This is a genomic window from Levilactobacillus yonginensis, assembly GCF_964065165.1.
Taxonomy (GTDB): Bacteria; Bacillota; Bacilli; order Lactobacillales; family Lactobacillaceae; genus Levilactobacillus; species Levilactobacillus yonginensis_A.
This window is the reverse complement of the sequence record NZ_OZ061549.1, coordinates 2528913-2553954: the sequence shown is the minus strand read 5'-3', so window position 1 is coordinate 2553954 and position 25042 is coordinate 2528913. Positions and strand designations below refer to the sequence as shown.

General features: G+C 47.7%; 23 protein-coding genes, 8 tRNA genes and 1 riboswitch. Of the genes, 5 read left to right on the top strand and 26 right to left on the bottom strand.

The window, feature by feature from the left end:
• Positions 1-251: 251 nt before the first annotated feature.
• The 14 genes from AB3Y94_RS11860 to AB3Y94_RS11795 form a co-directional block, all read right to left on the bottom strand.
• The gene (locus tag AB3Y94_RS11860) at positions 252-2750 is read right to left on the bottom strand and encodes an ATP-dependent Clp protease ATP-binding subunit (RefSeq protein ID WP_367296393.1); all 2499 of its coding nucleotides are present in this window, start codon (positions 2748-2750) and stop codon (positions 252-254) included.
• Between the two features lie 17 nt (positions 2751-2767).
• Positions 2768-3235, bottom strand: coding sequence for a CtsR family transcriptional regulator (locus tag AB3Y94_RS11855; RefSeq protein WP_125682842.1), 468 nt, complete (start codon positions 3233-3235; stop codon positions 2768-2770).
• A 202-nt stretch (positions 3236-3437) separates the two neighbouring features.
• Positions 3438-3511 (bottom strand) — tRNA-Pro (locus AB3Y94_RS11850).
• 29 nt (positions 3512-3540) lie between these two features.
• Positions 3541-3614, bottom strand: a tRNA-Pro gene (locus AB3Y94_RS11845).
• A gap of 36 nt (positions 3615-3650) precedes the next feature.
• Positions 3651-3724, bottom strand: a tRNA-Arg gene (locus tag AB3Y94_RS11840).
• Between the two features lie 20 nt (positions 3725-3744).
• Positions 3745-3830, bottom strand: a tRNA-Leu gene (locus tag AB3Y94_RS11835).
• A gap of 11 nt (positions 3831-3841) precedes the next feature.
• Positions 3842-3913 (bottom strand) — tRNA-Gly (locus AB3Y94_RS11830).
• A 25-nt stretch (positions 3914-3938) separates the two neighbouring features.
• Positions 3939-4011: transfer RNA gene (locus AB3Y94_RS11825), tRNA-Thr, on the bottom strand.
• Between the two features lie 35 nt (positions 4012-4046).
• Positions 4047-4128 (bottom strand) — tRNA-Leu (locus AB3Y94_RS11820).
• 39 nt (positions 4129-4167) lie between these two features.
• Positions 4168-4240 (bottom strand) — tRNA-Val (locus AB3Y94_RS11815).
• A 793-nt stretch (positions 4241-5033) separates the two neighbouring features.
• Positions 5034-6305, bottom strand: coding sequence for a serine--tRNA ligase (gene serS / locus AB3Y94_RS11810; RefSeq protein WP_367296392.1), 1272 nt, complete (start codon positions 6303-6305; stop codon positions 5034-5036).
• 285 nt (positions 6306-6590) lie between these two features.
• Positions 6591-7223, bottom strand: coding sequence for a deoxynucleoside kinase (locus AB3Y94_RS11805; RefSeq protein WP_367296391.1), 633 nt, complete (start codon positions 7221-7223; stop codon positions 6591-6593).
• Between the two features lie 234 nt (positions 7224-7457).
• The gene (locus AB3Y94_RS11800; protein WP_367296390.1) at positions 7458-8969 is read right to left on the bottom strand and encodes an amino acid permease; all 1512 of its coding nucleotides are present in this window, start codon (positions 8967-8969) and stop codon (positions 7458-7460) included.
• A gap of 119 nt (positions 8970-9088) precedes the next feature.
• Positions 9089-9270: riboswitch (Lysine riboswitch) on the bottom strand.
• Between the two features lie 60 nt (positions 9271-9330).
• Positions 9331-9864, bottom strand: coding sequence for a GNAT family N-acetyltransferase (locus AB3Y94_RS11795; protein WP_367296389.1), 534 nt, complete (start codon positions 9862-9864; stop codon positions 9331-9333).
• A 114-nt stretch (positions 9865-9978) separates the two neighbouring features.
• Between AB3Y94_RS11795 and AB3Y94_RS11790 the strand changes: the two genes are divergently transcribed.
• Positions 9979-10773 carry an alpha/beta hydrolase gene (locus tag AB3Y94_RS11790; protein ID WP_367296388.1) on the top strand — a complete coding sequence of 265 codons (795 nt, stop codon included), beginning with the start codon at positions 9979-9981 and terminating at the stop codon, positions 10771-10773.
• Positions 10774-11045: 272 nt separating this feature from the next.
• On the opposite strand, the gene AB3Y94_RS11785 is transcribed toward AB3Y94_RS11790, so the two are convergent.
• The 5 genes from AB3Y94_RS11785 to AB3Y94_RS11765 form a co-directional block, all read right to left on the bottom strand.
• The gene (locus AB3Y94_RS11785; protein ID WP_367296387.1) at positions 11046-11714 is read right to left on the bottom strand and encodes a phosphatase PAP2 family protein; all 669 of its coding nucleotides are present in this window, start codon (positions 11712-11714) and stop codon (positions 11046-11048) included.
• Between the two features lie 177 nt (positions 11715-11891).
• On the bottom strand, positions 11892-12539 hold the full coding sequence (locus AB3Y94_RS11780; protein ID WP_367296386.1) for a metal-dependent transcriptional regulator: 648 nt from the start codon (positions 12537-12539) through the stop codon (positions 11892-11894).
• A 67-nt stretch (positions 12540-12606) separates the two neighbouring features.
• A complete protein-coding gene (locus tag AB3Y94_RS11775; RefSeq protein ID WP_367296385.1) occupies positions 12607-13506 on the bottom strand; it encodes a cation diffusion facilitator family transporter in 900 nt (299 codons plus the stop codon).
• A 414-nt stretch (positions 13507-13920) separates the two neighbouring features.
• Positions 13921-14484 (bottom strand): N-acetyltransferase family protein, encoded by a 564-nt coding sequence (locus AB3Y94_RS11770; RefSeq protein ID WP_367296384.1) that lies wholly within the window; start codon positions 14482-14484, stop codon positions 13921-13923.
• Positions 14485-15070: 586 nt separating this feature from the next.
• Positions 15071-15511: a MerR family transcriptional regulator gene (locus AB3Y94_RS11765; RefSeq protein WP_367296383.1), complete on the bottom strand. Its 441-nt coding sequence runs from the start codon at positions 15509-15511 to the stop codon at positions 15071-15073.
• A 222-nt stretch (positions 15512-15733) separates the two neighbouring features.
• On the opposite strand from AB3Y94_RS11765, the gene AB3Y94_RS11760 reads away from it, so the two are divergent.
• A complete protein-coding gene (locus AB3Y94_RS11760; RefSeq protein ID WP_367296382.1) occupies positions 15734-17245 on the top strand; it encodes an MDR family MFS transporter in 1512 nt (503 codons plus the stop codon).
• A complete protein-coding gene (locus AB3Y94_RS11755) occupies positions 17245-17967 on the top strand; it encodes a DUF4811 domain-containing protein (RefSeq protein WP_367296381.1) in 723 nt (240 codons plus the stop codon). Before AB3Y94_RS11760 ends, AB3Y94_RS11755 begins: the two co-directional genes overlap by 1 nt.
• A 140-nt stretch (positions 17968-18107) precedes the next feature.
• On the opposite strand, the gene AB3Y94_RS11750 is transcribed toward AB3Y94_RS11755, so the two are convergent.
• Complete coding sequence (locus AB3Y94_RS11750) at positions 18108-18347, bottom strand: MerR family transcriptional regulator (protein ID WP_367296380.1); 240 nt, start codon at positions 18345-18347, stop codon at positions 18108-18110.
• A 187-nt stretch (positions 18348-18534) separates the two neighbouring features.
• Between AB3Y94_RS11750 and AB3Y94_RS11745 the strand changes: the two genes are divergently transcribed.
• Complete coding sequence (locus tag AB3Y94_RS11745; RefSeq protein WP_367296379.1) at positions 18535-19239, top strand: AzlC family ABC transporter permease; 705 nt, start codon at positions 18535-18537, stop codon at positions 19237-19239.
• Positions 19230-19565: an AzlD domain-containing protein gene (locus AB3Y94_RS11740; protein ID WP_125682870.1), complete on the top strand. Its 336-nt coding sequence runs from the start codon at positions 19230-19232 to the stop codon at positions 19563-19565. The genes AB3Y94_RS11745 and AB3Y94_RS11740 overlap by 10 nt, the downstream gene beginning before the upstream one ends.
• A gap of 514 nt (positions 19566-20079) precedes the next feature.
• Here AB3Y94_RS11740 and AB3Y94_RS11735 read toward each other — a convergent pair.
• The 6 genes from AB3Y94_RS11735 to AB3Y94_RS11710 all read right to left on the bottom strand — a co-directional run bounded on the left by AB3Y94_RS11735 (position 20080) and on the right by AB3Y94_RS11710 (position 24919).
• Positions 20080-21360 carry a uracil-xanthine permease family protein gene (locus tag AB3Y94_RS11735; protein WP_367296378.1) on the bottom strand — a complete coding sequence of 427 codons (1281 nt, stop codon included), beginning with the start codon at positions 21358-21360 and terminating at the stop codon, positions 20080-20082.
• Between the two features lie 203 nt (positions 21361-21563).
• On the bottom strand, positions 21564-22760 hold the full coding sequence (locus tag AB3Y94_RS11730) for an MFS transporter (protein ID WP_367296377.1): 1197 nt from the start codon (positions 22758-22760) through the stop codon (positions 21564-21566).
• A gap of 31 nt (positions 22761-22791) precedes the next feature.
• On the bottom strand, positions 22792-23199 hold the full coding sequence (locus AB3Y94_RS11725; RefSeq protein ID WP_367296376.1) for a hypothetical protein: 408 nt from the start codon (positions 23197-23199) through the stop codon (positions 22792-22794).
• An 84-nt stretch (positions 23200-23283) separates the two neighbouring features.
• Positions 23284-23802 (bottom strand): GNAT family N-acetyltransferase, encoded by a 519-nt coding sequence (locus tag AB3Y94_RS11720; protein WP_367296375.1) that lies wholly within the window; start codon positions 23800-23802, stop codon positions 23284-23286.
• Between the two features lie 13 nt (positions 23803-23815).
• Positions 23816-24268, bottom strand: a complete 453-nt coding sequence (locus AB3Y94_RS11715) for a MarR family winged helix-turn-helix transcriptional regulator (RefSeq protein ID WP_367296374.1) — start codon at positions 24266-24268, stop codon at positions 23816-23818.
• A gap of 114 nt (positions 24269-24382) precedes the next feature.
• The gene (locus tag AB3Y94_RS11710) at positions 24383-24919 is read right to left on the bottom strand and encodes a GNAT family N-acetyltransferase (protein WP_367296527.1); all 537 of its coding nucleotides are present in this window, start codon (positions 24917-24919) and stop codon (positions 24383-24385) included.
• Positions 24920-25042 lie beyond the last annotated feature (123 nt).

The window sequence follows — 25042 nt, the reverse complement described above, 5'->3', positions numbered from 1 at the left end:
GGCATCCGGGAACCTCCGTTCCAGCAAGAACAAATACGTCACCTAGCAGAAAGATAGTCGGTCATCTTACTATAATGACCAACTGAAATTCAATCAGGCATCCTAGTCTTTTAAATTACCCCATCATCCCCACTAACCACCTAAGCGGTTGAACTATTTTCCCTTTAATCGTAATACCGCCATGTCAATTTTCCCCCACAAAAATGGGAGACACCCGCAGGCATCTCCCATTTTTGGGTAATTTTATTTAACTAGTGGTTAGCTACGGCATCAGGCTTAGCCTTTTCCGTCGCCGCCTTGACGTTAACGGTAATCGCACCTCGTGTTGCCCCGATGGTAACTTGGTCGCTCGTCTTAACTTCACCGTTTAACAGAGATTCACTCAACTTGTCTTCAACCTGAGTCTGCAGTGCCCGGCGAATCGGCCGTGCCCCGTATTCAGGATCAAAACCAGCCTTGGCAACCACATCAATGGCCGCTGGAGTAATCTTCAGCTTAATGTTTTGTTCAGCAACCCGGTCAACAATGTGCTTGGCCATGAGCTTCACAATTTCGTGTAATTCTGGACGTTGTAGCGAGTGGAAGATAACTGTTTCATCGATTCGGTTCAAGAACTCTGGCCGGAAGGATTGCTTCAGCGTTTCCTTAATGGTTGAAGCCATTGCACTGTAATTGTTGGCCAGGTCTTCTTTACCAAACCCAACGGTCTTTTCATCACGTAGCTTAGTGGCTCCTAAGTTAGACGTCATGATAAGAATCGTGTTCCGGAAGTCGACCTTACGACCCTTGGAGTCGGTCAGGTAACCGTCATCCAGTACCTGCAACAAGATGTTGAAGACATCTGGATGAGCCTTTTCCACTTCATCGAAGAGAACCACGGAGTATGGCTTTTGCCGAACTTTTTCAGTCAATTGGCCACCCTCATCGTAACCAACGTAACCAGGAGCAGACCCAATCAAGCGACTGGTTGAATACTTCTCCATATATTCACTCATGTCGACCCGAATCATGTTGTTTTCGGAGCCAAACATCGCTTCAGCTAATGCCTTAGCTAATTCGGTCTTCCCAACACCAGTCGGTCCCAGGAACATGAATGATCCAATTGGCCGGTTCGGGTCCTTTAACCCAGAGCGGGCTCGCCGAATTGCTCGAGAAACCGCGGAAACGGCTTCCTTTTGGCCAATAACTCGCTGATGCAAGATCTTTTCCAAGTTAACTAAGCGATCGGCATCAGTTTGCTTCAGCTGTGTCACAGGAACGCCAGTCCATTCAGCAACCACATCAGCAATGTCTTCACCGGTCACGTTCAGCGTATAATGATGGTCGTCGTCTTTCTTAGAAGCTGCTTCCTTGGCTTCACGAGCTTGAATCTTCTCACGCAACTTCATCTCTTCCGTCCGTAAGTTGGCTGCTCGTTCAAAGTCTTGGCTTTCAATGGCCTTTTCCTTTTCGTCAGCTAAATCTTTGATTTCCTGATTCTGCTTAGAAGCAGCAGTTGGCTTGTCCATCTGGTCAATACGAACCTTGGCAGAAGCCTCATCCATCAAATCAATGGCCTTATCAGGTAAGAACCGGTCACTGATGTAACGGCTAGACAGCTTAACAGCTTGTTCGACCGCTTCATCAGTGATGTTAACGTGATGGTGATCTTCATAACGGGATCGCAAGCCCTTCAAAATCTGTAAGGCTTCCGGTGCAGTTGGTTCGTTGACTTGAACCGTCGCAAACCGTCGTTCTAACGCGGCATCAGATTCAATGTACTTTTGGTACTCATCCAACGTCGTCGCCCCAATGGTTTGGAGTTCACCTCGAGCCAATGCTGGCTTCAAAATGTTTGAAGCATCAATGGCCCCTTCAGCACCACCGGCACCAATCAACGTGTGTAATTCATCAATGAAGAGGATAACTTGACCATCGTTGTAAATTTCTTCGATAACCTTCTTCAACCGATCTTCAAATTCACCACGGTACTTGGTTCCGGCAACTAATGAACCCATGTCGAGCATCATCAAACGCTTGTTCTGCATGTCTTCTGGCACATCACCAGCCACGATGCGTTGAGCTAAGCCCTCAGCAATCGCCGTTTTACCAACACCAGGTTCCCCAATTAAAACCGGATTGTTCTTAGTTCGACGACTAAGAATCTGAATAACCCGTTTAACTTCCTTGTCACGACCCACAGTAGGGTCCATACGGCCTTCTTTGGCTGAGTCGGTTAAGTTACGAGCCAACGAATCCAGCGTTGGCGTACCGCCCTGTGGTGCCCCTCTACGTGCACGGGCTTCACTCCGCCGCTTAGGCGTATCTGAAATCCCCAGTTTACGCAAAACGACCTTCCGGGCATCGGCGAGTTCTACATTTAAGTTCTTTAGGATTCGGGATGATAAAATTGTTTCATCGCTCAGGAGCGCTAATAGGAGATGTTCCGTCCCAATCTTGGTCGCACCCAACCGTTTGGCCTCATCACCAGCCAGGGCAAGCATTGCTTTGGCCTTTGGTGAATAAGGCAAGTAACTATCCTTATCCATGTTAGCTAGCGTGCCATAACCCGTGAACCGTTCAATTTCTTCTCTAACATCGTCGTCAGTCACTGAAAATTGTTGCAAGACTTTGTTCGCGATTCCGTTCTTCTCAATCGTGAGGGCAAGCAGTAAATGTTCCGTCCCCACCGCTTGATGCTTGAAATACTTGGCTTGTTCCTGTGCTAAGACTAAAACGCTTTTAGCACTCGGTGTAAATAGGTTGTCCATTGCAACTCCTCACTTTCTTAGCTCTCGTAGCGCAAATGATTCAAAATCGAAATCAGAATCTGGGCCCGCACGCGTTGATCCAGCTCACGGTCTCCGGTACTGACGGCATCTTTATCGATAGCTGCCAGAATAATATTTGTTTCCCGCCGGTTGATAGCGCCGGCCTCAAACAGGCTACGAACGACCGCTAACCCATCGTGACGGGTTATGTGATCGCCAACTGCGGACACCAACGAATCAATGAAGTCTAAATTATCTAGTAATTTAACCTTTTCGATTCGAATATAGCCACCGCCACCACGCTTACTTTGAACGACATAGCCGTCCTGAATCGTGAAGCGGGTCTTAATCACGTAGTTGATCTGTGACGGAACAACGTTGAATTGATCAGCGATTTCTGCCCTGCGGATCTCTACCTGCTGGGACTCAGCCAAAATCTGCTTAAGGTAAGACTCAATAATATCTGAAATATTTTGATTCTCCATTATCGTCCCCCCTTCAGTGCAGTCGTCTTGACTAATGTTGACTAATATTATACGAACTTTCAGATAAATTGCAACGGATTAGACCGTCCTTTCTGAATAAGTCCTGGTAACCTATCATACCAAAAAAGACAGCCGACTTCCAAACGATTAGTAAGGAAGACGACTGTCTACGATTCAATTCAAGTTAATCGGGATAAAAAAATCGGGAAGACAAGATTTGAACTTGCGACCCCCACGTCCCGAACGTGGTGCTCTACCAAGCTGAGCTACTTCCCGAAATAGCCCGCTGACAATGAGTCAGTAAATCGGGAAGACAGGATTCGAACCTGCGACCCCCTGGTCCCAAACCAGGTGCTCTACCAAGCTGAGCTACTTCCCGAAAAATGCTTATGGGGTTATTCATAAGCGACAAAAATGCACCCAGTAGGAGTCGAACCTACAACCTTCTGATTCGTAGTCAGACACTCTATCCAGTTGCGCTATGGGTGCATAATTATTATTTAATTAAATGCCGAGGACCGGGATCGAACCGGTACGGTCATCACTGACCGCAGGATTTTAAGTCCTGTGCGTCTGCCAATTCCGCCACCCCGGCAAAAGGGCAAAAGCGGAAGACGGGATTCGAACCCGCGACCCCCACCATGGCAAGGTGATGTTCTACCACTGAACTACTTCCGCAAATTGGCTATTAAATTTGGTGCCATGCCGACTAGAGGATTCGAACCTCCGACCTCCTCATTACTAGTGAGATGCTCTGCCAACTGAGCTAAGTCGGCAAAATATATTGAATATATTTTGCAATATTCGGTTATGCAGGTGAAGGGACTCGAACCCCCACGTCATAAGACACTAGAACCTAAATCTAGCGCGTCTGCCAGTTCCGCCACACCTGCAATGGTTGACGAACTAACGCCAGGGACAATGGGTCCCAATGGAGGATACAGGGCTCGAACCTGTGACCCTCTGCTTGTAAGGCAGACGCTCTCCCAACTGAGCTAATCCTCCATAATGTCTTAAGCGAACGTCGATGCGCTCGTTCGAAACAACTATTATAATTTACCATGCCAGCGATAGGATGTCAACCAGATTTTCGAAATATTTTGAATAAATATTCGTGAACTGAATAACTACTCTCGTAACAACAAATAATATTGTATCCTACCCACGAAAAAAAAGCTACCCCCTTTTTGCATTTTTTTGCAAAAAGTTTGTCCAGCGCAAGTAAATTCCCAGTAGTAGGCGGTTTTTAATCGTAAAAATTCCGGCTACAAGGCTGGCTGACCGCCATTAGCAGCCGCAATTCTTACCTTTACACCTATCTCTTTAAGGATCAGTCTAGACTGTCAGCCTATCCTCTGAACCATTTCCCATCTCCACCTTGAAAATGAATCTTTCCAACGCGACTGCATAGTTATCAATAATCCGCTACTAGTCTTCTGAATTTGCTCCCTATTCACTTGTATGGTTGGTCAATGAACGCCTTGGAAGCAGCCCAGCGTATTTCACCATTTTAGATTTCGCCACTGACCTACGCTGACGATACCGCAATTGCTCCCATGTCCCTGGATGATCTCCCCTGTTTCCTCAAAACACGACCAGTAAGACTTATAAGTTTAAAGGCACCTTTTGGCTTAGTCCGGGCCTCACAGGTAGTGTCTGACCATTTAGACGGCAGCGTATTGCTAGACAGTCCCCTTAACAGCCCGTATAAGCCCACGCACAACAAAACGGGACCAATGACCCACCAAGTGGTCATTAGTCCCGTCATCGAACTTATATTTAGCTAAAACTGGCTTAATTACTTCGTAATCTTCGTAACGCCACCCATGTAAGGAACTAACACTTCTGGAATCGTTACAGAGCCATCGGCGTTTTGATAGTTTTCTAAGATGGCAGCGACCGTCCGGCCAACAGCTAATCCAGAACCGTTCAAGGCGTGGACGTATTGCAACTTTCCATTGTCATCACGATATTGGATATGTGCTCGCCGTGCTTGGAAGTCCGTCGTGTTAGAACAGCTTGAAATTTCTCGGTACGTGTTTTGTTCTGGGAACCAAACTTCTAGGTCATTGGTCTTAGCGGCCGTAAAACTCATGTCGCTGGTGGTCAACGTAATCACGTGGTAAGCCAAGCCTAACTTTTGTAGCAGGTCTTCGGCATGCTTCGTCAAGTGTTCCAATTCATCCCAAGAATTCTCTGGCTTACAGAACTTCACCATTTCAACTTTATTGAATTGATGTAACCGGATTAATCCCCGGGTATCACGACCAGCACTCCCAGCTTCAGAACGGAAAGCAGGTGTTAAAGCGGTGAACCAGACTGGCAAGTCTTCTTCTGGAATAACTTCGTCTCGGTAATAGTTGACCAACGGCACCTCGGCCGTTGGAATCAGGGTCATTTCTTCGTCACGTAACTGGTAAACATCTTCCTTAAACTTAGGGAATTGACCAGTCCCGTACATGGAGTCATCGTTCACGATGTATGGTGGCAAGACTTCTTTGAAGCCAGCTTCCGTGTTTTGATCCAAGAAGAAGTTGTAGACGGCCCGTTCCAACCGAGCACCTAAGCCCAAGTAGTACAGGTACCGGCTACCAGAAACCTTAGCCCCGGCTTCAAAGTCCAGAATACCGAGGTCTTCCCCGATTTCATAATGGGCTTTGGCAGTGAAGTCCATGTTGGGCTTTTCACCCCAGCGGCGAAGTTCAACGCTACCGTCTTCCGTCAAGCCAACGGGAACGTTGTCGTCAGGAATGTTGGGCAAATGAGCTGCAGCATCGTGAACTTGGTTCTTTAATTCATCCAAGTCGTTGTCGATTTCCTTGATGTCGGCGCTAACCTGGCGCATTTCAGTAATTTTGTCGTCAGCATCTTGCTTATTACGCTTCAACTGAGAAATCTCGTCAGAAACGGTGTTCCGTTGGGCCTTCATGGTTTCACTCTTAACAATGAGTGAACGCCGCTTTTCGTCTAAGGCCAGTAAGTCGTCGATCTCAGCGGGATCAACGCCACGGGTGGCTAACTTTTCCTTGATAAAATCTGGTTCCGTACGAATCAACTTTAAATCTAACATTTGATTAGCTCCTCTCAATTTCGCGGATAGTACGCAAAAAAGGCCTCCGTCACATGGGACGAAGACCTTCGCGGTACCACCCAAGTTCATGGCTGGTCTCCCAGTCATACCCTTGAACATGATAACGGTCTGCACCGTGCGGAATTACCCGCCCACTTTAGTTAGTGCTGGAATTTTCGACGTTGCGGTTTACAGCTTTCCCCGCTTCTCTGGCCGTCTACTTGATAGGCACCACGTGTTTTTGATTAATCACATCATAACGTATTTTAATCGCAGAAGCAATGATTAAAGCGACGCAATCTTTTCGTCGATCAAACGAAGAACCTCTTTACGAGCTGCTGCATCTTCAACGAAGTCCAGTTGATCACCATCAATTTGCATTTTTGGTGACTTGTCGTAACCGTTGTACCAGTTCACATAACGTTGATCAAGTTGTTGATAGTATTCGTACAAACTAGGATCATTGGCAACTTGTTCGTAAGAACGACCACGCTTCTTGATCCGTTCCAACATTGTTTCAAACGAAATGTTGATGTGAATCAAAAGGTCCGGATTCTTCTTGTGCGTGGCGTCTGGCAATTCTTGCATCATATTAGCCAGTAACGAGTCATAAATATCAACTTCTGTCGTGGTGGCCCGCCCTAAATCGGCGTTCAAATGAAAGAGCAAGGAATCTTCAAAGATCGACCGATCCAAGACACTCTCATCGTCAGCGTTGGCAGCCTTAATGCTATCCAACCGCTTGTTTAAAAAGTAGATTTGCAATAAGAATGCATACTTTTGGGGGTTCTGGTAGAACAACGGCAAAATCTTGTTGTCATCCACTGATTCATAAAATGCTGGTTTGTTTAAATGTTCGGCTAGCAACGTGGTCAAACTCGTTTTGCCGGCTCCGATAGTTCCCGATAGTACAAGCATGCAATTCTCTCCTTTAATGACTGGCGCACCGGGCTTTTTCCCCGGCCAAAATTTCAACACCACATATTGTACCAACCTCAAGTATAAAAGACAATATGTCGTGGTGAATTTACCCGTGTCGATTTAACCAAAGTGGCTAATTTACCGACAAGAAACGGCGACTAGTTAGGTTTTTACCCGGGCTAGTCGCCGTTTCATTATTTATTTAATTTCAATTGCCCACACAATCTCAAATTAATCGTTGGCTGCAGCTTCGGCCTTAACTTCCTTCAACGTCCCATCCTTGTGAACTGGGGAAACGTCGACTTCACTCAATGGAATCAGCTTAGTGTGCTTCTTGATCTTGTACCCAACGTAGAGGATCAAGACTAATGGCACACTGATGTAAGTAACCAATACTTGTTCCCAGTTTCCAGAGAAGAAGGATTGTGGATCTTGACCCACAATAACGGCCACACAGAGTACCAAGGCTAGAATGGGACCCACTGGGAACCACTTAGCATGGTAGCCTAATTCGCTCAATTGATGACCTTGCTTGATGAAGGCCCGACGGAACCGGTAATGTGACAAAGCAATCCCGAACCAAGCGATGAACCCAGTCAACCCACTTGCGGCAACTAACCACATGTAGATTTGTGGACCGGCGATACTACTGATAAACGTCAATGCAGCGATAAACGTCGTTGCAAACAATGCTGGGTAAGGAATCCCGTTGTGACCCGTCCGTTCGAAGAAACTTGGGGCATAACCTTCCTTAGACAGGGAGTACAGCATCCGAGTGGAAGCATACATCCCTGAGTTAGCAGCAGAGATAACGGCAGTCAAGATAACCGCGTTCATGACACTGGCAGCGGCGGCTAAACCGGCCCGCTTGAAAACCAACGTGAATGGACTAATAGCGATATCCGTTGCAGAAGAACCTAACAAATCATGACTCGTGTATGGTAAGACAGCGGCGATAACAAAGATAGCAAGAATATAGAATAAAATGATCCGCCAGAAAACAGAATTGATTGCCTTAGGAACACTGTGAGCAGGGTCTTCAGATTCACCAGCCGTGATACCAACTAATTCAGTACCTTGGAATGAGAATCCGGCAACCACGAACACACTCAGAATTGCTGGGAAGCCGCCAACGAATGGGGCCTTCTTGTAAGTGAAGTTTTCTAAGCCGGTAGCGTGACCACCCATGATACCAAAGATGGTTAAAATCCCAACGGCTAAGAAGATGAAGATAGTGACAACCTTGATCAACGACATCCAGAACTCCGTTTCACCAAAGGCTTGAACGGAAAAGGCATTGATTGTAAAGACTAGTACCAACGCAATCGCACTCCAGATCCAGCCGGGAATTCCAGGTAACCAGAACTTCATAACTAAAGCGGCAGTCGAAATATCAACGGCAACGGTGATGGCCCAATTGAACCAGTAGTTCCACCCCATGGCGAACCCCAAGGCTGGATCAACGTACTTAGCGGAGTATGCGGCGAACGACCCTGAAATCGGCATGTTCGTAGCCATTTCCCCTAAACTAGTCATCAAGAAGTATACCATCAATCCCATGGCAACATACGCAACTAACGCACCACCAGGCCCGGCAGTCGAAATTGCCGACCCACTTGCGACGAATAATCCTGTACCGATACAACCACCTAACGCAATCATTGAAACGTGACGCGTCTTGAGTCCCCGCTTAACCTGATCTGAGGCCTCACTAGTTGTTGCGTTTGTCATGCTTTGTTCCATAAATGTTTCCTCCTTCTTTTTATAGAAGGACTTCCTCGAAACGACCTAGTGAACGAAAAAATCCCTTCCGCAGAAAAGCTTAGCGAAAGAGATTGGAAAGTTCATTATTCCAAGTCAATATCGTTGAAAGCGCCCCGCAACCCATATTTGGCTGCGACAGTCCCTGATCTGTTAAACCAGGACCCAACCTGTCAGCTATGTCCTCACTGACAAGTTTCGGCGACCGCCCCTTTAACTTTCCCTCTGCGATGTGACCCATCTCAGGAAAGCGACTCTTGTTGGTCGCGCCTCTTCTATTCGATACTTTGTAGTATACTCATCCACCCTGAACATTGCAAGATTAAATTGCGATTAGAGTCAATTAATTTGTCGAATCCGTGGTGACCAACCGGTATAAAGCCTGTGGGACGGGCGTTAAACTCATACCAGAAATGGCCATAAAATGTTCGTCCAAAGTTTGGAAACCTAATTTTTCTAATACTCGGCGGGACCGCCGATTCTCCACTAAGCTAGTTGCCCAGACCTGAATGCCACCTGGCAAGCCTGCTAGCAACGCTCGCAACGCTTCAGTCATTAACCCGGCTCCCCAGTACGTTGGGGCCAGTAAATAACCGAGATCAACTGCCAAGGGATCTGGTTGTCCTTCCGCGGTAACGCGATCATAGAATACAATTACGCCAATCAACTGGTTACTTTGCTTGTCAACAATTCCCCGCGAATAGGGGTTACGACGATCAGCCTGCAACCACTGGGCCACCTCCATTGTGCTGGGATGGGCCGTCGCACCGGCCGGCTTGGCAATTTCTGGCTGGGTGACTAGTCGTTGGTACGCCGGCAGGTCGCTCTCAACCAATGGCCGAAGAATCAATCTTGCTGTCCTAAACACTGTTGTCATAACAGTCCACTTCCTTCAATGGATTTCTTAAATGCGGTACAATATCACTATAGTTTCACGAGCACGAGTGCTGCATACTCAACTCGTACGATTTTATTTTGGGAGGGTTCACATTTGAAAATCATTACCCAGTCACTTACTAGCGATTCCGCCGCTTACCTGCAGGGTTACTTGCGGCAACCTGAAGACACCGCGCTAACATACCCCACCGTTATCATTGTCCCTGGTGGATCGTACACACATATTCCAGAACAACAAGCAGAAGATCTAGCCATGGCATGGTTTGCTCGCGGCTACCAAGCCTTCTTCCTCCGCTACTCATTTGCCGGCGAAAAGCAGCCCTTACTGCCAGCACCTGTGGTTGAGTTAGCCCAAAGTTTAGCATTGATTCGGCAAAATTCAACCGCTTGGCAAATCCAACCAGATAATCTGATTATAGCCGGCTTTTCAGTTGGTGGCCACATCACGGCATTATTTAACAACCTATGGAACGACGCTGCTTTCAACCAGTTAGCCGGCACCACACCAGAACAAATCAAGCCGCGAGCCATTATCTTGGGCTACCCAGTCATTACGCCGGCAGCTGGCTTTCCAAATGATGACGCCACTTTAGCAAAATGGACGGCTGACCCCGAAAGGATTGCAGCTGACCAACATGTAACTGCCGCCAATGTCCCGACCTTCGTCTGGGTGACGGCTGCCGATCCACTGGTTCCTGTTCAAAATGCTCTTGCCTACGCTCAGGCATCAATTACCGCAGGTGTGGATACTGAATTACACGTCTTCCATCAAGGTCCTCACGGCTTGGCACTGGCTAATTCAGTCACGGCTTGGAAACCGGGAACGAACCTGCCACACGTAGCCCATTGGTTGGACCTAGCCACCGAATGGCTAACTGAACTTCCTTAAGGTTTTTCGTGTGAAACTTTTGGTCGGGTGCCTCCAGCTGTGAAGACTGGTGATTTTTCCAGACTTCAAACCGAGCCGAAGAACCGCTTTTCAGGCTATAGGCATCCCCACAGCCGGCGGAATCTCTGACGGCCGCAGGTGGCTGAGTGAGACGCATTTTAAGTCGATAACACCTTGATAACGGTTTTCGAACTTCCAACCTTTAGTTAAATTACAAAAACGTCGATACTACTCCTCAACGGAGCCAGTATCGACGTTTTAATTTACGCAACTTAGATTTCGGAACGTTTCAAGAACGGCCATTTCTGCATAACCGGCGCGATCCGGATGTACAATCCTTCAGCACACTGCAACCATAGGTAGCCCAACAACAGGGCACCAAACGTATCAGTTGGGAAATGGGCATTGAGGTAGACCCGTGAAATCATCACCAGTGCCATCCAGACCAGTAAGACAATGCGCACCAACCAGGCCTTCCAAACCGTCATAATCATTGGAATCAAGATGATCCAAATCATGGCAACAATTAGGAAAGTCCCAAAGACATGACCACTGGGAAAACTGAATCCATCATCAATAGCCAGATGCGCGCTAGGCCGAGCCCGTTTGACAACATCCTTAACGATGGTTGCCAGGACATCCCCACCCGCTAAGGTAGCTAAACACCACAGCGCAGGCACTTTGAACTTAAACCCCCACAGAAAGAAAGCCAAAATCAACACCCAGATGATGGCTAACTTGGGTTCCGCCAAGCTGGTCACTCCGCGGTACAGTAACGTTTTCCAACCTGGTTGATTCTTTTGAATAACGTCTACGATTGACGAATCCAAGAAATCAACGTAAGCGTTTTGCATTTTTATGTAGAAAGCAATAATCAGGAACAGTAGCGTGGCAAGCGTAAACTTCCATGGTCGGTCCCGATCACGATTAAATAGCATCATGATAACAGTTTCCTTTCGTCATACCCGATTCTGGGAAAATCCCCTAGAAATGAGTATACCACCCCACCAATAAATTTCTAGGAAATCTCAAGACATTAAGGTTTTCCTAAAAGGTCGGCGGCACATTAAAAGCGAACCACTCCGCGTTTAACACCCGGAAATGATTCGCCAGATCAATTACTTAACAAAAATGTAGTGTGAGGCTTTGTAGCTCACAATCAATTGTGCATCGTCGGTTAAATTCTGAACGGTCACTGGCCCCTCAAAGGGATCGTGCTTCAAGATCCGTAGTTGGTCCCCAATATCGAGCTTCAAATCGCCCAAGTAGGTCAACAGGTCGTGGTTGTCAATGAACCGATCGACCGTTACTACGGCCCCATCTTCGGCGTCGTTCAACACCGTGTGGCTATCCTCGTGGTAGTGGCCGAAACGATCAGGAATCACACCGCCATGGGGACAGTGAGTAGGATGGCCGAGCATATCATCCAGTGCATTGACCAATTTAGGACTCGTCACATGCTCCAGTACCTCAGCCTCATCATGAACGTCGGGCAGTTCGTAATCTAATTTTTCAACTAGAAAGTCTTCCCAAATCCGGTGCTTACGAACCAAATCCTCGGCCAACCGAATTCCTCGACTAGTCAGCGAAATACCAGCATACGGCGTGTGTTCTGCCAGCCCCTCAGCGGCCATTTTATTAACCATTTCAGTGACTGAGCCCGCCGCAATATTTAAGCTGATAGCAATCTGCTTGTTGGAAACTTTTTTCTGTTTCCCACCCAGCTCAAAAATAATTTTTAAATAATCCTCCTTCATAGGAGTCATTTATTGTTCACCTCATCTAGAATTGTGATTCCTTTATACCGCGAAACTCAGCAAAGTGCAAGCTTAATTAGTCATGCCGCCAATCATTTTGTTGATAAAACAGCGATTCGTTCTCACCCCGGTGGCATTCAGCTTGAATCGTGACGTGGTTCACCCCATACTTTCGACACAACACAGCTTCAATCTGCCGGTAAATAGGCTCAACCTGACTCAATGGCAAATCGTCCATGTTCACATGCACGGAAACGACCACATTATTCTCGTCGATCTGCCAAGCGTGCAAGTGGTGCACACCCTCAACCTCGGGCAACGCAGTTAGGTCTTGCGAAATCCCCTCGTAGTCCAAGGCTGGTGACGCTTCCATCAGAATATCAAACGTCTGCTTAATGATGGGCCACGATTCATAACTGATATAACCAGCTACCAGAATCGTAATCACTGGGTCGACCCAGTAAATCTGCCAAACAGTAATCAGCACAGCTCCGATAATCACGCCCACGGACGCCAACGCGTCACTGAGCAAGTGCAGGTAAGTCGCTCGAATATTTAGATTGTGCTTAGCCCCGTGGTTCAACAGGATCGTTGAAAGTAAGTTGGCTAAAAAACTAACGACCGCCACCACCAACATAATGTCACCTTTGACTGTTTCAGGGTGCATCAGCCGGCGGACAGCCTCAATCGCCAAAACAACCGAGATCACGATGAGAATGCCAGCATTCAACAGTGCCGCTAAAATTTCAGCGCGCCGATACCCAAAGGTGTTGCTACGAGTCTGTCGCCGACCACCAATCCGGTGGGCAATGTAACTTAAGACCACTGACAGGGCGTCCCCAAGGTTATGAAACGCGTCAGACAACAATGAAAGACTACCCGACAGGATTCCCCCTAATAACTCGAACACGGTGATCACAACGTTCAAAATCGTTACCAACAAAAACCGGCTCCCCGTGAGCCCACTCTTCTCCAACGAAAACGCCCCCCATTAGCTTAACTAGCCTCCATTATCGCAGAGTTTGGCATGAATGAAAAGCCGGTTAGGGGTATCCAGAAAAAATGTTGTGGGAATTTCTACCAGAAAATTACGAACTTTCTACGAATACCCGCCAAAACACTCAGTTGCCTATCAGCAATGCCCTCCCATTTCAACCTGTTCCCCCTGATTTGTGCCCGGTTAGCGACACACTGGTCATTTTAGAAGACGCTCACAGCCCCAATTTACGCCCATCTTCCCAGCACTACGAATACTATGTGACCTCCCCATTATCTTCAACGATTAAACTAGCTTAAGTTATCTGGCCACTTAGGCGGCAATTCACCACCAAAAAGAAAAGGGCTGGTCCGCATGAAAGCGAAACCAACCCTTATATATAGTAGATTTAAATTATTTAGTAGCCTTGATTTCAACCAAATGAGCTGGGTTGATGTGGGCAGTTACCCGTTCGTAGGCATAATCCTTCACACCGTCAAGGTCCTGGTTGATCAAGTCGATCATACCAGTTTCAGTGAAACCATTCTTCTTGATCACGTGTTGCATCCCCTTGTTGTCCGGGTGCGTGTCAATCCGAATACTTTCAACATTTTCAGCCTTGTCGATTTGAGCGAAGATCCGTTGGAACAGTTCGCCGGCCAAACCGCGACCGCGATGGTGGCTTGATACTGCTACGCGGTGGATCGCTAAGTAAGGCGCTTGGTCAGTCAACCATTGCCCATCGATCCGTTCATAGTTAGCATCTTCCCCCGGAATGACGGCAGCAGTCCCCAAAATTTCGTTGTCTTCCTCTAAGACGACGGTCCACCCTTGGTGAATGTCGTCGACGATAATCGAAGTACTTGGGTACGTCCCTTGCCATTGGTCTACGGATTGGGCTGCGAGTAACTCTCGCCCATCACGGATAATAGATTCAATTTGTGGTAAGTCGGCCATAGTAGCTTGTCGTAACAGCATGTATAACACCATCCTTTTAATTTTCGTGTTTTTGTTTTTGACGATTTTGTTATCTTAACACGCTGACGCAAGAATACAACCAAAGACTACCAAATTTGCTAACATTTTTTCTTGATTGTCATGAAAGCAAGTAATATCAAGGATTGTTCACCTTTTAACTTCTAATGAATTATTCATTTTTCGAGCGCTTTCATAGCAACTTTCACGAAAATTAAGATATTTATTGCCCATTTATCGACAAATTTTAGACAAAAAAAACACCCACCAAGAACTTTCTAAACTTGGTGAGTGCCACGGGAGCGGTGCCGGGCGAGAGAAAAATCAAAAAGTGTTCAATTTTCCAAAAAAACACGTCGTTTTAGTTTCACGATTGCTTACGCTAGCATGTGCCAACGTAGTCCATGCGCAAGATAAACGCGCTATTACTAATGGTTATTCGCCTGGTTTCACAACACGTCAACAACATGATTGACCACCAATCCAGCCAGAAGATCGATTGGTATCGAAAGTTTTTTCTGCCGGGCACGAAAAGTCCTCCCGCTACTTCAGACTACCATTGTTAAGCGGGATAAACAATGGAAGCGGCCTATTTCACATGATCTATCAGCTTAAATCGCCATTTATTCTCTACTCGCCGTGCTACTAGATCCTTGCCGGCTTCCGGATCAAAGGGACCCATGTTGATTTCAGTGAGTTCATCCGTAATTGTCATCCCCTCAAACCGAGATTCAAAGAATGAGCGTAACGTATCAAAGTAATCTGCTCGTTTTTGCATCTGCTTAGCGGCCCCGGCCAATGTAAACCCATCATCCAAAGACGTTTTGATTTGCTGCACGTTGATTAGTGTCTTATAGGTAAACTTACGATTCTTACTACCGTTGATGACCTCGCTCTGAATGTAACCCTTACTTTCCCAGTACCGAAGCTGGCTCTGTGAAACACCCGTTGCTGCCGCCACATCCCCAATGCCAAAACTTAATTTCTCAACCGTCACTTTTCTCAATAATTTCTTTGACTCATCCATCATATTAAGATTCCCACCCTTCCTCACGGATTTTAATTTAGGAACAGATCCCGTTTTATCACCATGAAAGCGCTTGTGAATTTTATGAATACTTCTCAGCTTGTTGTATCATTTTCTCTAATAAGTATAGATATTCTCGAAACTTTGTCAAGCTAGTTGACAAAATCGTTTAATCTGCGTATAGTTATTCCAGAATTAATTTTATGGATAAAGAAGGAATATAAATTGGGAACTGCTGTTGATACCAACGGGAAAGCCTACAACCGGACTTTACTCGTTGTTCTCCTATTAGTGGGAACGTTCTGTACGGTACTGAACCAAACGATTTTAAGTACCGCTTACCCCACCTTGATGAAGGCCTTTGACGTTTCGACCTCCACCGTACAATGGTTGACGACTGGATTCTTACTGGTTAACGGGATCATGATTCCTATCAGTGCTTGGTTACTGACGACGATTAGTACGAAGTGGTTGTACATTAGCGCCATGTCAACTTTCTTAATCGGGACCATTCTCTGTTGGTCCGCCGTTAACTTTCCAATGCTGTTAGCTGGCCGATTGATTCAGGCCTTAGGTGTGGGTGTTTCCATGCCTTTACTGCAAACCATGATGCTGACCATCTTCCCTGCTAACAAACGGGGAACTGCCATGGGACTTGCCGGGATTGTTATCGGTTTGGCCCCAGCAATTGGGCCGACCCTATCTGGATGGGTCATTGACAACTGGACTTGGCGGGACCTTTTCGGGATGATCATTCCCGTTGTCGCTGTCGTCATCTTAGCTAGTTTTTGGGTCATGCACAGTGTGCTGGAAACGCACAAGGAACCTTTGGACCTCTTGTCCGTGGTTCTTTCTACGATTGGGTTCGGAAGCATGCTCTACGGATTCTCCTCCGTTGGTGACGACGGTTGGGGTAGCGCCATTGTCCTTTCGACGTTAGCCATCGGCTTTGTCTTCGTGGGTCTGTTCATCTGGCGTCAACTGACCATGAAGGATCCATTCCTGAACTTCCGAGTTTACAAATCAAAGGAGTTCACCGTCTCTGCTATCCTGAGTTCTGTGGTCAACATGGCCATGGTGGGGGTTGAAATGGTCATCCCCCTTTACCTACAAATGGTGAAAGGCATGTCCGCTTTCCACTCCGGCTTAACGCTGCTAGCCGGTGCCCTGATGATGGGGATCATGAGTCCAATTACTGGTCGTGCATTTGACCGGTTTGGGGCCAAGCGTTTGGCCACGATGGGGATGTTCTTACTGACCATCGGGACCTTACCATTCGTCTGGATCACTAAGGATACTGCAACCATCTACATTGTCTTGCTCTACGCCATCCGAATGTTTGGGATTGCCATGGTCATGATGCCAGCAACCACAGCCGGAATGAACGCTTTGCCATTGAACATGATCTCTCACGGAACTGCCGTCAACAACACCCAACGACAAGTTGCCAGTTCAGTGGGGACTGCCATCTTGATCAGTGTCTTGACTAACGTGACCAAGGGCCAAATACCTGCTAAGCACATCTTAAAGAGTAACCCACTGAGTTACGCTGACGGTGCGATCAACGCTACCTTATCCGGGTACCACGCTGCCTTCTGGATTGCTGTTGGTTTCTGTGTGGTTGCCCTGGTCATTGCCTTCTTCTTAAAGGGCCAGAACCGGTCAACCCATATGGCTGACGTCGATTCAACAGTGGCTAAGGAAAATAAGGCTGCCGTTGAAGGAGGTGCCGCCTAATGATTATTATTTCTATCATTATTACCGCCATCTTATCTTTTGCCTTCTACGTTTACATTCACAACCACGTGCTAAGTAACACGTTAACGGCCGTGGCCGTGATTGCCCTGTTGACGAGTATCTTCTTCATGGTTAAAAATGACCATGACCACCTCGGTATGCAGCAGGTGACGGAAACTTCTACGCAGAAGATTTACTCTGCTTCCCCTTCCAAGCAGATGCCTATGATGATCTACCAATCAGTTGGAACTGCTGACAAACATCGCGTCTACGTTTACAAAACCAGTGCGAACGCTAAGAAGACCAGTCATACTAAGGCGAAGATTACCACGAACAATGTGGTTAAACGCACGGCTGGTGCCAACCGCATCGTGACCAAGAAGGTTTACTGGGAATACAAGAGTACTGCCGCTAAATTCTGGTTTGGTCTGTCCGGTAACGGCCACACTTACTTGAAGGAAACCAACACCATCTACCTCAACAAGAGCTGGACCGTGTTGAGTACCACTCAAGCCAAGCAGTTACAGAAGATGGCTAGTTCCAAGCACTTCAAGGCACAACAAAAAACTGCCGCAACGGTTTACGTTAAGAAGCAAGTCATGACTGCGATGATGAAGAATCCAACCATGTCTGCTGCCCAACAAAAACAAGTGACTAAACAAGCCTTGGCCGCTTACCAAGCCCAAGCAATGAAGCAATTGATTGCGCAAGTTAAAAAGTAACCGACTAATTTAAAGACCCATACCCCCCCAGTGAGAGGCGTTATGGGTCTTTTTTGTGTAACCGTGACATACAAAAAAGCAGCTAGCGAGGATTCTCGCCGAGCTGCTTGATGGTGCATTTTACCAATTCGTTACCTAAACTAGTTCACCTGGGTTAACGCTGTTTGCCCTTTACGGCAACGTGGCAGTAATCCGGATAAGTCGTCTAAAGACGTTCCGTTGTCCTGAAAACATTGAATCATGTCGATCCAGTATAAATCTGAATCGTCGAATTCCTTAGTTGAATGATTCTCGCCTAACAACCCGTTCTTCGCATATTCTTCAATGCGGCTTGCGTCAACACCAGCTGATGCAGCCAGTTCAGTTAAGTTCATCTTCATCGCCATACCCTCGCTTTCTTCGTTATCAATGAGAGTATCATACAACCGTCTTTACCTAATTGCAACCTTTTCTGCCCAGAATTTTCATTTACCAAAATTACAAATAAATTACTAGTTTACGGCAAGCCGCCACAGGGCTAAACTGGTAGTTAAAAATAATTTTATCAACCAGAAAGGAAGTCCGTCCGTGAATCCTTCACTTACCTTTAAATCCGGCGTTCGGGACGTCCTCCCCACCGTCTTCGGGTACATTGGCGTTGGCCTGGCCTTCGGTATCGTTGCCCATACCAGTCATTTAAGCCTCTTAGTCGTTGCTGGGATGTCGTTTATCGTTTACGCAGGTTCAGCACAATTTATTATCACTAGCATGCTTCTGCTGCACGACCCCCTTTCTGGGATCTTCATTTCTACTTTTCTGGTCAACTCACGCATGATTCTGATGAGTACCAGCCTGGCCCAGTACTTCCGCCACGAGTCCCTGTTCAAAAACCTCTTGATTGGCTCGCTGGTCACAGACGAAACGTTCGCCCTCGCTATGAACAAGCAAAATAAGACCAAAGGTAAACTCAGCTTCGCTTGGCAATCCGGCGCTAACCTGGTCGCTTACCTGGTCTGGGGCATTGCGACCGTTATCGGTGCAATGTTGGGTGGTCTGATTGCCGATCCAACTCGGTTTGGATTCGACTTCGCCCTCACCGCCATGTTCATTGGCCTGGTCTATCTCCAACTGATCAGTGACCGGCACCTGGGAATCTCGTTGCAGCTCTACGTCATGGCGTTCGTCGCCTTGGTCTACTACCTGGCGATTGGCGTCATGAGTCAAAACTTCGCGCTACTGGCCGCTACCGTGGCTGGCTGTCTGTTTGGAATGGGGATGAAGAAATGGCGATAAGTCTAACGGAACTTTGGGTTATTTTAGGATGTGGCGCGATTACCGTTCTCTCCCGGGCACTGCCCTTCGTCTTCGTCAAACAGATGACGATGCCCTCCTGGCTGATTGATTTTCTTACCTTTGTTCCCATCACGATTATGACCGCTTTGTGCTGCCAGAGCCTCTTTGTCGCCAATCCGGGACATTGGGCCACACTCAACGTTGCCAACTGCTTAGCGGCGATTCCAGCGACCCTAGCTGGCGTGCTGACCAAGAGTCTGCTCATGGTGGTGGTCATCGGTATCATGGCTATGGCCGTGCTTCGCTACTTCTCTATTGGTGGCTAGGCTTCTAAATTGACCGCCTGCGGCTACGATTGATAATTCAATCACTCTCACTAATAGATAAGCTGGCTACTACACTACATAACCCATTAGTGAAGGTGCATTAGTAATAACCTGGTGTATGCCTACCACATAGCTAAGCTGTAAATCTAACATCGGCTAATGTCAGATTACTAGACGTTGCAATACAGTTTGGCCAGCTTAAATCAATGACTTTTTTTAACCAATCAAGTTTCATGTCAATTCACCAATTCAGCCGCAGGTAGCCGGAGATGGTGCCAGCTGTGCCGACGCAGTTGGTTGGCGTTTTATGTTGATTTATTGCGTGGGACGAGCTTGGCGCCTCGGTGACTTACCGAGATTTCAAGTCGAGACTGTGAACCGCTTCTCAAGCCGCAGTCAGTCCCCCAGCAGGCGCCATCCCCTGGCTACCGGAGGCGGATATTACCAGACTAAATAGAACAGGGCTTCAGTGACGTAAACACATGCCGCTGAAGCCCTGTTAATTTGCACAAAATTATTGTCCCTTATCATCGTGCGGTAGGATCAGGTTCAATACGATACCCAGCACCGCCGCAACCGCCAGACCAGAAAATTCGTATTGTCCCACTTTGAGATACGCATTCCCAATTCCAATTACTAGAATGGCCGAGGCAATCATCAGGTTACGTTTCTGGTTGAAATCGACGTGCTTTTCAATTAAGATTCTCATCCCACTGGACGCAATCACCCCAAATAGCAGGAAGCTGATCCCACCAATGACCGGGTTAGGAATGCTCTCAATCAAAGCACTCAACTTACCCACAAAGCTGAAGATAATGGCAAAGACGGCCGCACCAATCAAGACGTAGACACTGTGGACCCGCGTAATGGCCAAGACCCCCACATTTTCCCCGTAAGACGTGACGGGCGGTCCCCCCACGAAGCTAGCAATGATAGAAGCCAGTCCATCCCCAGCCAACGTGTGATGTAAACCCGGATCCTCAAAGAAGTTTCGGTGAGTCAACTCGTTCAATACGGTGATGTGACCAATGTGTTCCGTCATCGTCACGAAGGCAATCGGTGCCAGGCTGACCACCGCACCCCAGTAGAAGTGCAACGGGTAACTCAGGATTGGCACCTCAAAGTTGGGGAGCTGAAACCAAGCAGCCGCCATAACTGGTTTAAAATTCACCAGTCCCGTCATGGCCGCAATCAAATAACCAGTCACAATTCCCAACAGAATGGGAATCAGTGACAGAAATCCCCGCAGGTAGAGGTTGAACCCAACGGTTAAGAGTAACGTCGCCATTGCTACCGCAAAGAACTGCCAGTGATAGACTCCAGCACTGTCGACCGTTGCCTTCTGAGCAGCACTGCCGGCCAGTGATAGCCCAATGACCATCACCATTGGACCCACCACAATGGGTGGTAGGGCCTTATTAATCCAGTCCGATCCTACCAGAGCTACAATCAGGGCCACAATCAGGTAAACTGCCCCCACCGCCAGTGTTCCCTGCGCGATGCCCGGGTACCCGGTCGTCTTCATCAGAGCAACCATTGGCACGATGAACGAAAAACTAGAGCCCATGTAGGCCGGAATCTTGCCACGGGTAATTAAAATATACATCAACGTCCCGACCCCAGAACTAAACAACGCAATTCCGGGATTTAACCCCACTAGGATGGGTACTAAAACCGTGGATCCAAACATCGAAAATAAGTGCTGAAGCGACAATCCAAACCATTGCCCCCAACTAGGTCGCTCCCAGATGTCAATCAAAGCATCTGGATTGCGGTAACGTGCTGGTTCTTTCATGTAGCAGGCCTCCACTTCTGAGATAGAAAAAACGCGCCAGTCCCCGTAAGGAACCGTGCGCGTCCACCTTTAGCCCAGCCTAGTCTGATCCCCTAGCCCAGAAGCGTTACACCCTTAGTTGCCTCACGGGACAACTTTAAAGGAACATATTTCCATTCATTATACGGAGTGCCTAGCGGCAGTGTCAACTCTTATTTCCCTAATCAGTTCCGCTGGATAAGCCGTTGATACCACTGATTGATAATCCCTAAATCTAATAGCAGACAACCACCGATGATAACCAGCGTTAGGTTAGCCAGCCAGTCCGTTACGAACCCGAAAACGAAGCTACCAACCGGCTGAAAGGCATCAATGGCTAGGAATAAGATACCAAACATCCGTCCTAAAAAGTCCGGCTCCGTTAGATTCTGAGTAATAGTAATTGCCCGAATCTCAAAACACGAATAACAAAAACCAAAGATGCCGCTCACTACTAGTAGGACCCAGTAGTTGGCCCAAAGCCCCGCCACCAAGATGGCTACAGCCGCCAAAATCAAGTCTTGATAGTTTTGGCGACGATGAGGTTCAGTTCGGTTTAATGTCAACCGCAAGCCGCCTAAGATGCCACCCACCGCCAGAACTACCAACAAGTAACTATATCGTGAGGAGTCCCCACCGTACAGATGGTTGACGTTATACGGCAACACCAAGCGCACGGCCGCAAACAACACGTTGATCAATCCACCTAACACGATGGTCTCCACCAATCCAGGTCGTTGCCACACGTAACGCCACCCCGTGAGCAAACTGTCCTTGACGCCCAGTTGTGAGGCCTCCCCAACGGGCTTGCGATAATGAATACTTAAGTACAGTCCAAACGAAATCAGGAATGATGTCGCGTTTAATAACAAAAATCCCCGTAAATCTAACCAATGGAGAGCTAGTAGAAGCCCACCCAATAGCGGCGAACAAATATCTGCTAGGTCAATCAGTGTGTTGCTAACTGCGTTGAATCGTTGACGACCCTCTAAAGTAATCAGTTCCGGAATCATGGCCTTCGCTGCTGGGAGGCTGAATGCCAACCCAATATCCAACAAAATGGTCAGCGTAATTAGTGGTGCCGCCGTAATATGTTGGGGATTCAGCCACCAGGCACAGAAAAGGCAGCCCAACACACTCAACAATTCTGCGCTAACCACAATGTGCTTTCGATTAAAGTTATCTACGACGACCCCACACAGCAGATCCCCGAAGAACAAGACCACCCCACCAATGGCTTGAATAATCCCTAGTAGTGAGGCGTTACCCGTGGCCTTGACCACGAACCAATTTAACCCAAATAAGTACAGGGCATCACCCAAACGGGAAATGAAGGGTGCCAGCAGCAGTGGCAGATTAAAGGCTTTTGTCGGTCGTTTCATCCGACCACCTCCATCCCTTCGTCATTGTCTGTTAGTCGACCATTCGCCAGCTACCTTCATCAGCTTTAGAAATGTCATTCAAGAATTTTAAAACGCGCTTGGCCCGGTTAGGTTGTTGCTCGTTCAACACGTTCAAACCAGCACCCGTCACCAGGGGTTGACTCAAACGGAAGTTACCACCATCGGTTTCACCAGTTGCGAATGCCATCACGGTCTCACCCGATTCAATCTGCGTGGTCAGGAAGAACATGGTGAAGTCGTCGTCCTCCTGCATGTAGGCGGGCATGGCCCAGATGTTGGGCGCAATCTCCTGCATTTCACCAGTCTCGGTGCCATCCAGGAACCGGTAATCCCTGTGGTTTGCCTGAGTAACGGGTTGTTTGAGGACCAACATCATCTTCGCAAATTCTTCGTCACCCATTTGTAAATTATCTTTCATCGGTTAAACGCCTCCTTGAGTTGTTTGGATCATTCATTGTGTTTCAGGCCCACTTAAAGCCAGGCACAATCAGCATGGGTAATATTATACCAGCGTTTTCCGTAGAATTAAATCACGCTGCGGATCAGTGCCCAATTGAAAGCGGTGATCGCCAATTTGTTTAAAGCCCATCCGGTGATAAAATTCCTGAGCTGCTGGGTTATGTTCCCACACGCCCAGCCAGATGGCCTGCTTTCCTAACTTCTGGGCCGTCGCGATGGCGTGTTGATAGAACTGTTGACCTAGACCCTGGCGTTTGAAAGCCGGTAAGATATAAATTCTTTCGATCTCTAGCAGCTCATCCCCATAATGTTCGGATTGTGTCGGCCCCCAGTTGAGCTTCAGATACCCTGCTAACACGTTCTCCACGTAAATGAAGTCAAATTGGGTGGTTAGTTGCTGTAACTCACTTAATAGCTGGTCATCACTGTACGACTCCGTTAGATATTCTTGAAGGTCAGCCGGCGTATTCACCGCCCCATAGGTATCCGTAAACGTCGTCCGACTAATAGCTTGTAGCTGCTTCAAGTCGGCGGTGGTGCACTGTTTGATTTCTCCAGTCATCTACTCACTCTCCTTAATATTGCCGTTGCTTGCCACTTTTGACATCGCGCCAATCCTGAGCCACGTTAACGTCGACCCTTGCCAAAAAGTCGGCCAGCTGACTGGCTTCGTCAGGCGTGAATCCCCGTAACGCCTGAGCGTTAGAATAGTCATTCTCCCGTTTAACTAAGGGATAAATATCGGCGCCACTGCTCGTCAAGTAAAGTCTTCTGATTTTTTTATTCTGAGGGTCTGCTCGTTTCTCTAACAGACCCAGCTTGGTCAATTTGGCAATCGCCCGCGCAGCCGTGGTCCGGTCAACTTTTAACAACTCCGCCAGCCGTTCTTGAATGATGCCGGGATGTTCGGCCACCCGGGCTAAGTACAGGTACTGCCCCTTAGTGAGGGCGACCTGCTGAAACTCATGATTAGCGATTGAATCTAACGCGCGGGCAATGCTCCCCACCGTTCTTAAAACTTCTGGCACTGGACTCGCCCCTTTCAATAATCATTATTCTAGCGTACTTTTGTTGTATTTACAACATAAAACCGTGCTCAAAAAAAAAGACGACCCACTTGACGGTCGTCTCCTCAATAGTCTTTAATTTGCGATGCTGATTGGTTTCCCAATCTCAAGTTGCATGTGGTAGTAGTCATGATCACCGATCATCTGGGTTCCAGTCACTTCATACCCCATTCGCTCATATAACTTCATGGCGCCAGGATTTTCAAAGTCAACGTTCAACCCGATGACGGATTGGCGATCGCGTTGGGCGTAGATTGGTAAAGCCCGCAATAACTTGCGACCAATACCCATACCCTGGTGATCAGGAGAAACAGCAAGTGAATCCAGATACCATTCACCCGGTGCCGTCTCGGAGTCCGCTTCCAGCGGGCCGTCGAATGCAGCACTCTCAGCCGTCAACTGCGTAATCACATCTTCCACGATGTCTTCATTTTCGCCAGGGTAGCCAAATGCTACCCCAACGACATGGCCATTGGCCTCGGCCACCACCGTGGTTGCCGCACCGGACAGGTAAGTCCGCGTGCGGTAAGCCGCCGTGATGACCTTCAATAAGTCGGGGCCAGGTACGTCCTCGAGGTCGGTCAGTTCCATCTCGTCGTAAATCAAGTTCATCAACGGTGCTATCTGAGGCGCATCCGTCGGTCGAGCTTCACGAATTATCAAAAAAAATCCTCCATTTCTAGTTCATTCACTAGACTACCGGAGGATTGCACTTTTGTCAAAGGATTTGCTAAC

Excerpts from the sequence above, each read along its gene's own strand:
- AB3Y94_RS11860 (WP_367296393.1), bottom strand. The coding sequence starts at position 2,750 with ATGGACAACCTATTTACACCGAGTGCTAAAAGCGTTTTAGTCTTAGCA.
- AB3Y94_RS11855 (WP_125682842.1), bottom strand. The coding sequence starts at position 3,235 with ATGGAGAATCAAAATATTTCAGATATTATTGAGTCTTACCTTAAGCAG.
- serS (WP_367296392.1), bottom strand. The coding sequence starts at position 6,305 with ATGTTAGATTTAAAGTTGATTCGTACGGAACCAGATTTTATCAAGGAA.
- AB3Y94_RS11805 (WP_367296391.1), bottom strand. The coding sequence starts at position 7,223 with ATGCTTGTACTATCGGGAACTATCGGAGCCGGCAAAACGAGTTTGACC.
- AB3Y94_RS11800 (WP_367296390.1), bottom strand. The coding sequence starts at position 8,969 with ATGGAACAAAGCATGACAAACGCAACAACTAGTGAGGCCTCAGATCAG.
- AB3Y94_RS11795 (WP_367296389.1), bottom strand. The coding sequence starts at position 9,864 with ATGACAACAGTGTTTAGGACAGCAAGATTGATTCTTCGGCCATTGGTT.
- AB3Y94_RS11785 (WP_367296387.1), bottom strand. The coding sequence starts at position 11,714 with ATGATGCTATTTAATCGTGATCGGGACCGACCATGGAAGTTTACGCTT.
- AB3Y94_RS11780 (WP_367296386.1), bottom strand. The coding sequence starts at position 12,539 with ATGACTCCTATGAAGGAGGATTATTTAAAAATTATTTTTGAGCTGGGT.
- AB3Y94_RS11770 (WP_367296384.1), bottom strand. The coding sequence starts at position 14,484 with ATGCTGTTACGACAAGCTACTATGGCCGACTTACCACAAATTGAATCT.
- AB3Y94_RS11765 (WP_367296383.1), bottom strand. The coding sequence starts at position 15,511 with ATGATGGATGAGTCAAAGAAATTATTGAGAAAAGTGACGGTTGAGAAA.
- AB3Y94_RS11755 (WP_367296381.1), top strand. The coding sequence starts at position 17,245 with ATGATTATTATTTCTATCATTATTACCGCCATCTTATCTTTTGCCTTC.
- AB3Y94_RS11750 (WP_367296380.1), bottom strand. The coding sequence starts at position 18,347 with ATGAAGATGAACTTAACTGAACTGGCTGCATCAGCTGGTGTTGACGCA.
- AB3Y94_RS11740 (WP_125682870.1), top strand. The coding sequence starts at position 19,230 with ATGGCGATAAGTCTAACGGAACTTTGGGTTATTTTAGGATGTGGCGCG.
- AB3Y94_RS11735 (WP_367296378.1), bottom strand. The coding sequence starts at position 21,360 with ATGAAAGAACCAGCACGTTACCGCAATCCAGATGCTTTGATTGACATC.
- AB3Y94_RS11730 (WP_367296377.1), bottom strand. The coding sequence starts at position 22,760 with ATGAAACGACCGACAAAAGCCTTTAATCTGCCACTGCTGCTGGCACCC.
- AB3Y94_RS11725 (WP_367296376.1), bottom strand. The coding sequence starts at position 23,199 with ATGAAAGATAATTTACAAATGGGTGACGAAGAATTTGCGAAGATGATG.
- AB3Y94_RS11720 (WP_367296375.1), bottom strand. The coding sequence starts at position 23,802 with ATGACTGGAGAAATCAAACAGTGCACCACCGCCGACTTGAAGCAGCTA.
- AB3Y94_RS11710 (WP_367296527.1), bottom strand. The coding sequence starts at position 24,919 with ATGAACTTGATTTACGACGAGATGGAACTGACCGACCTCGAGGACGTA.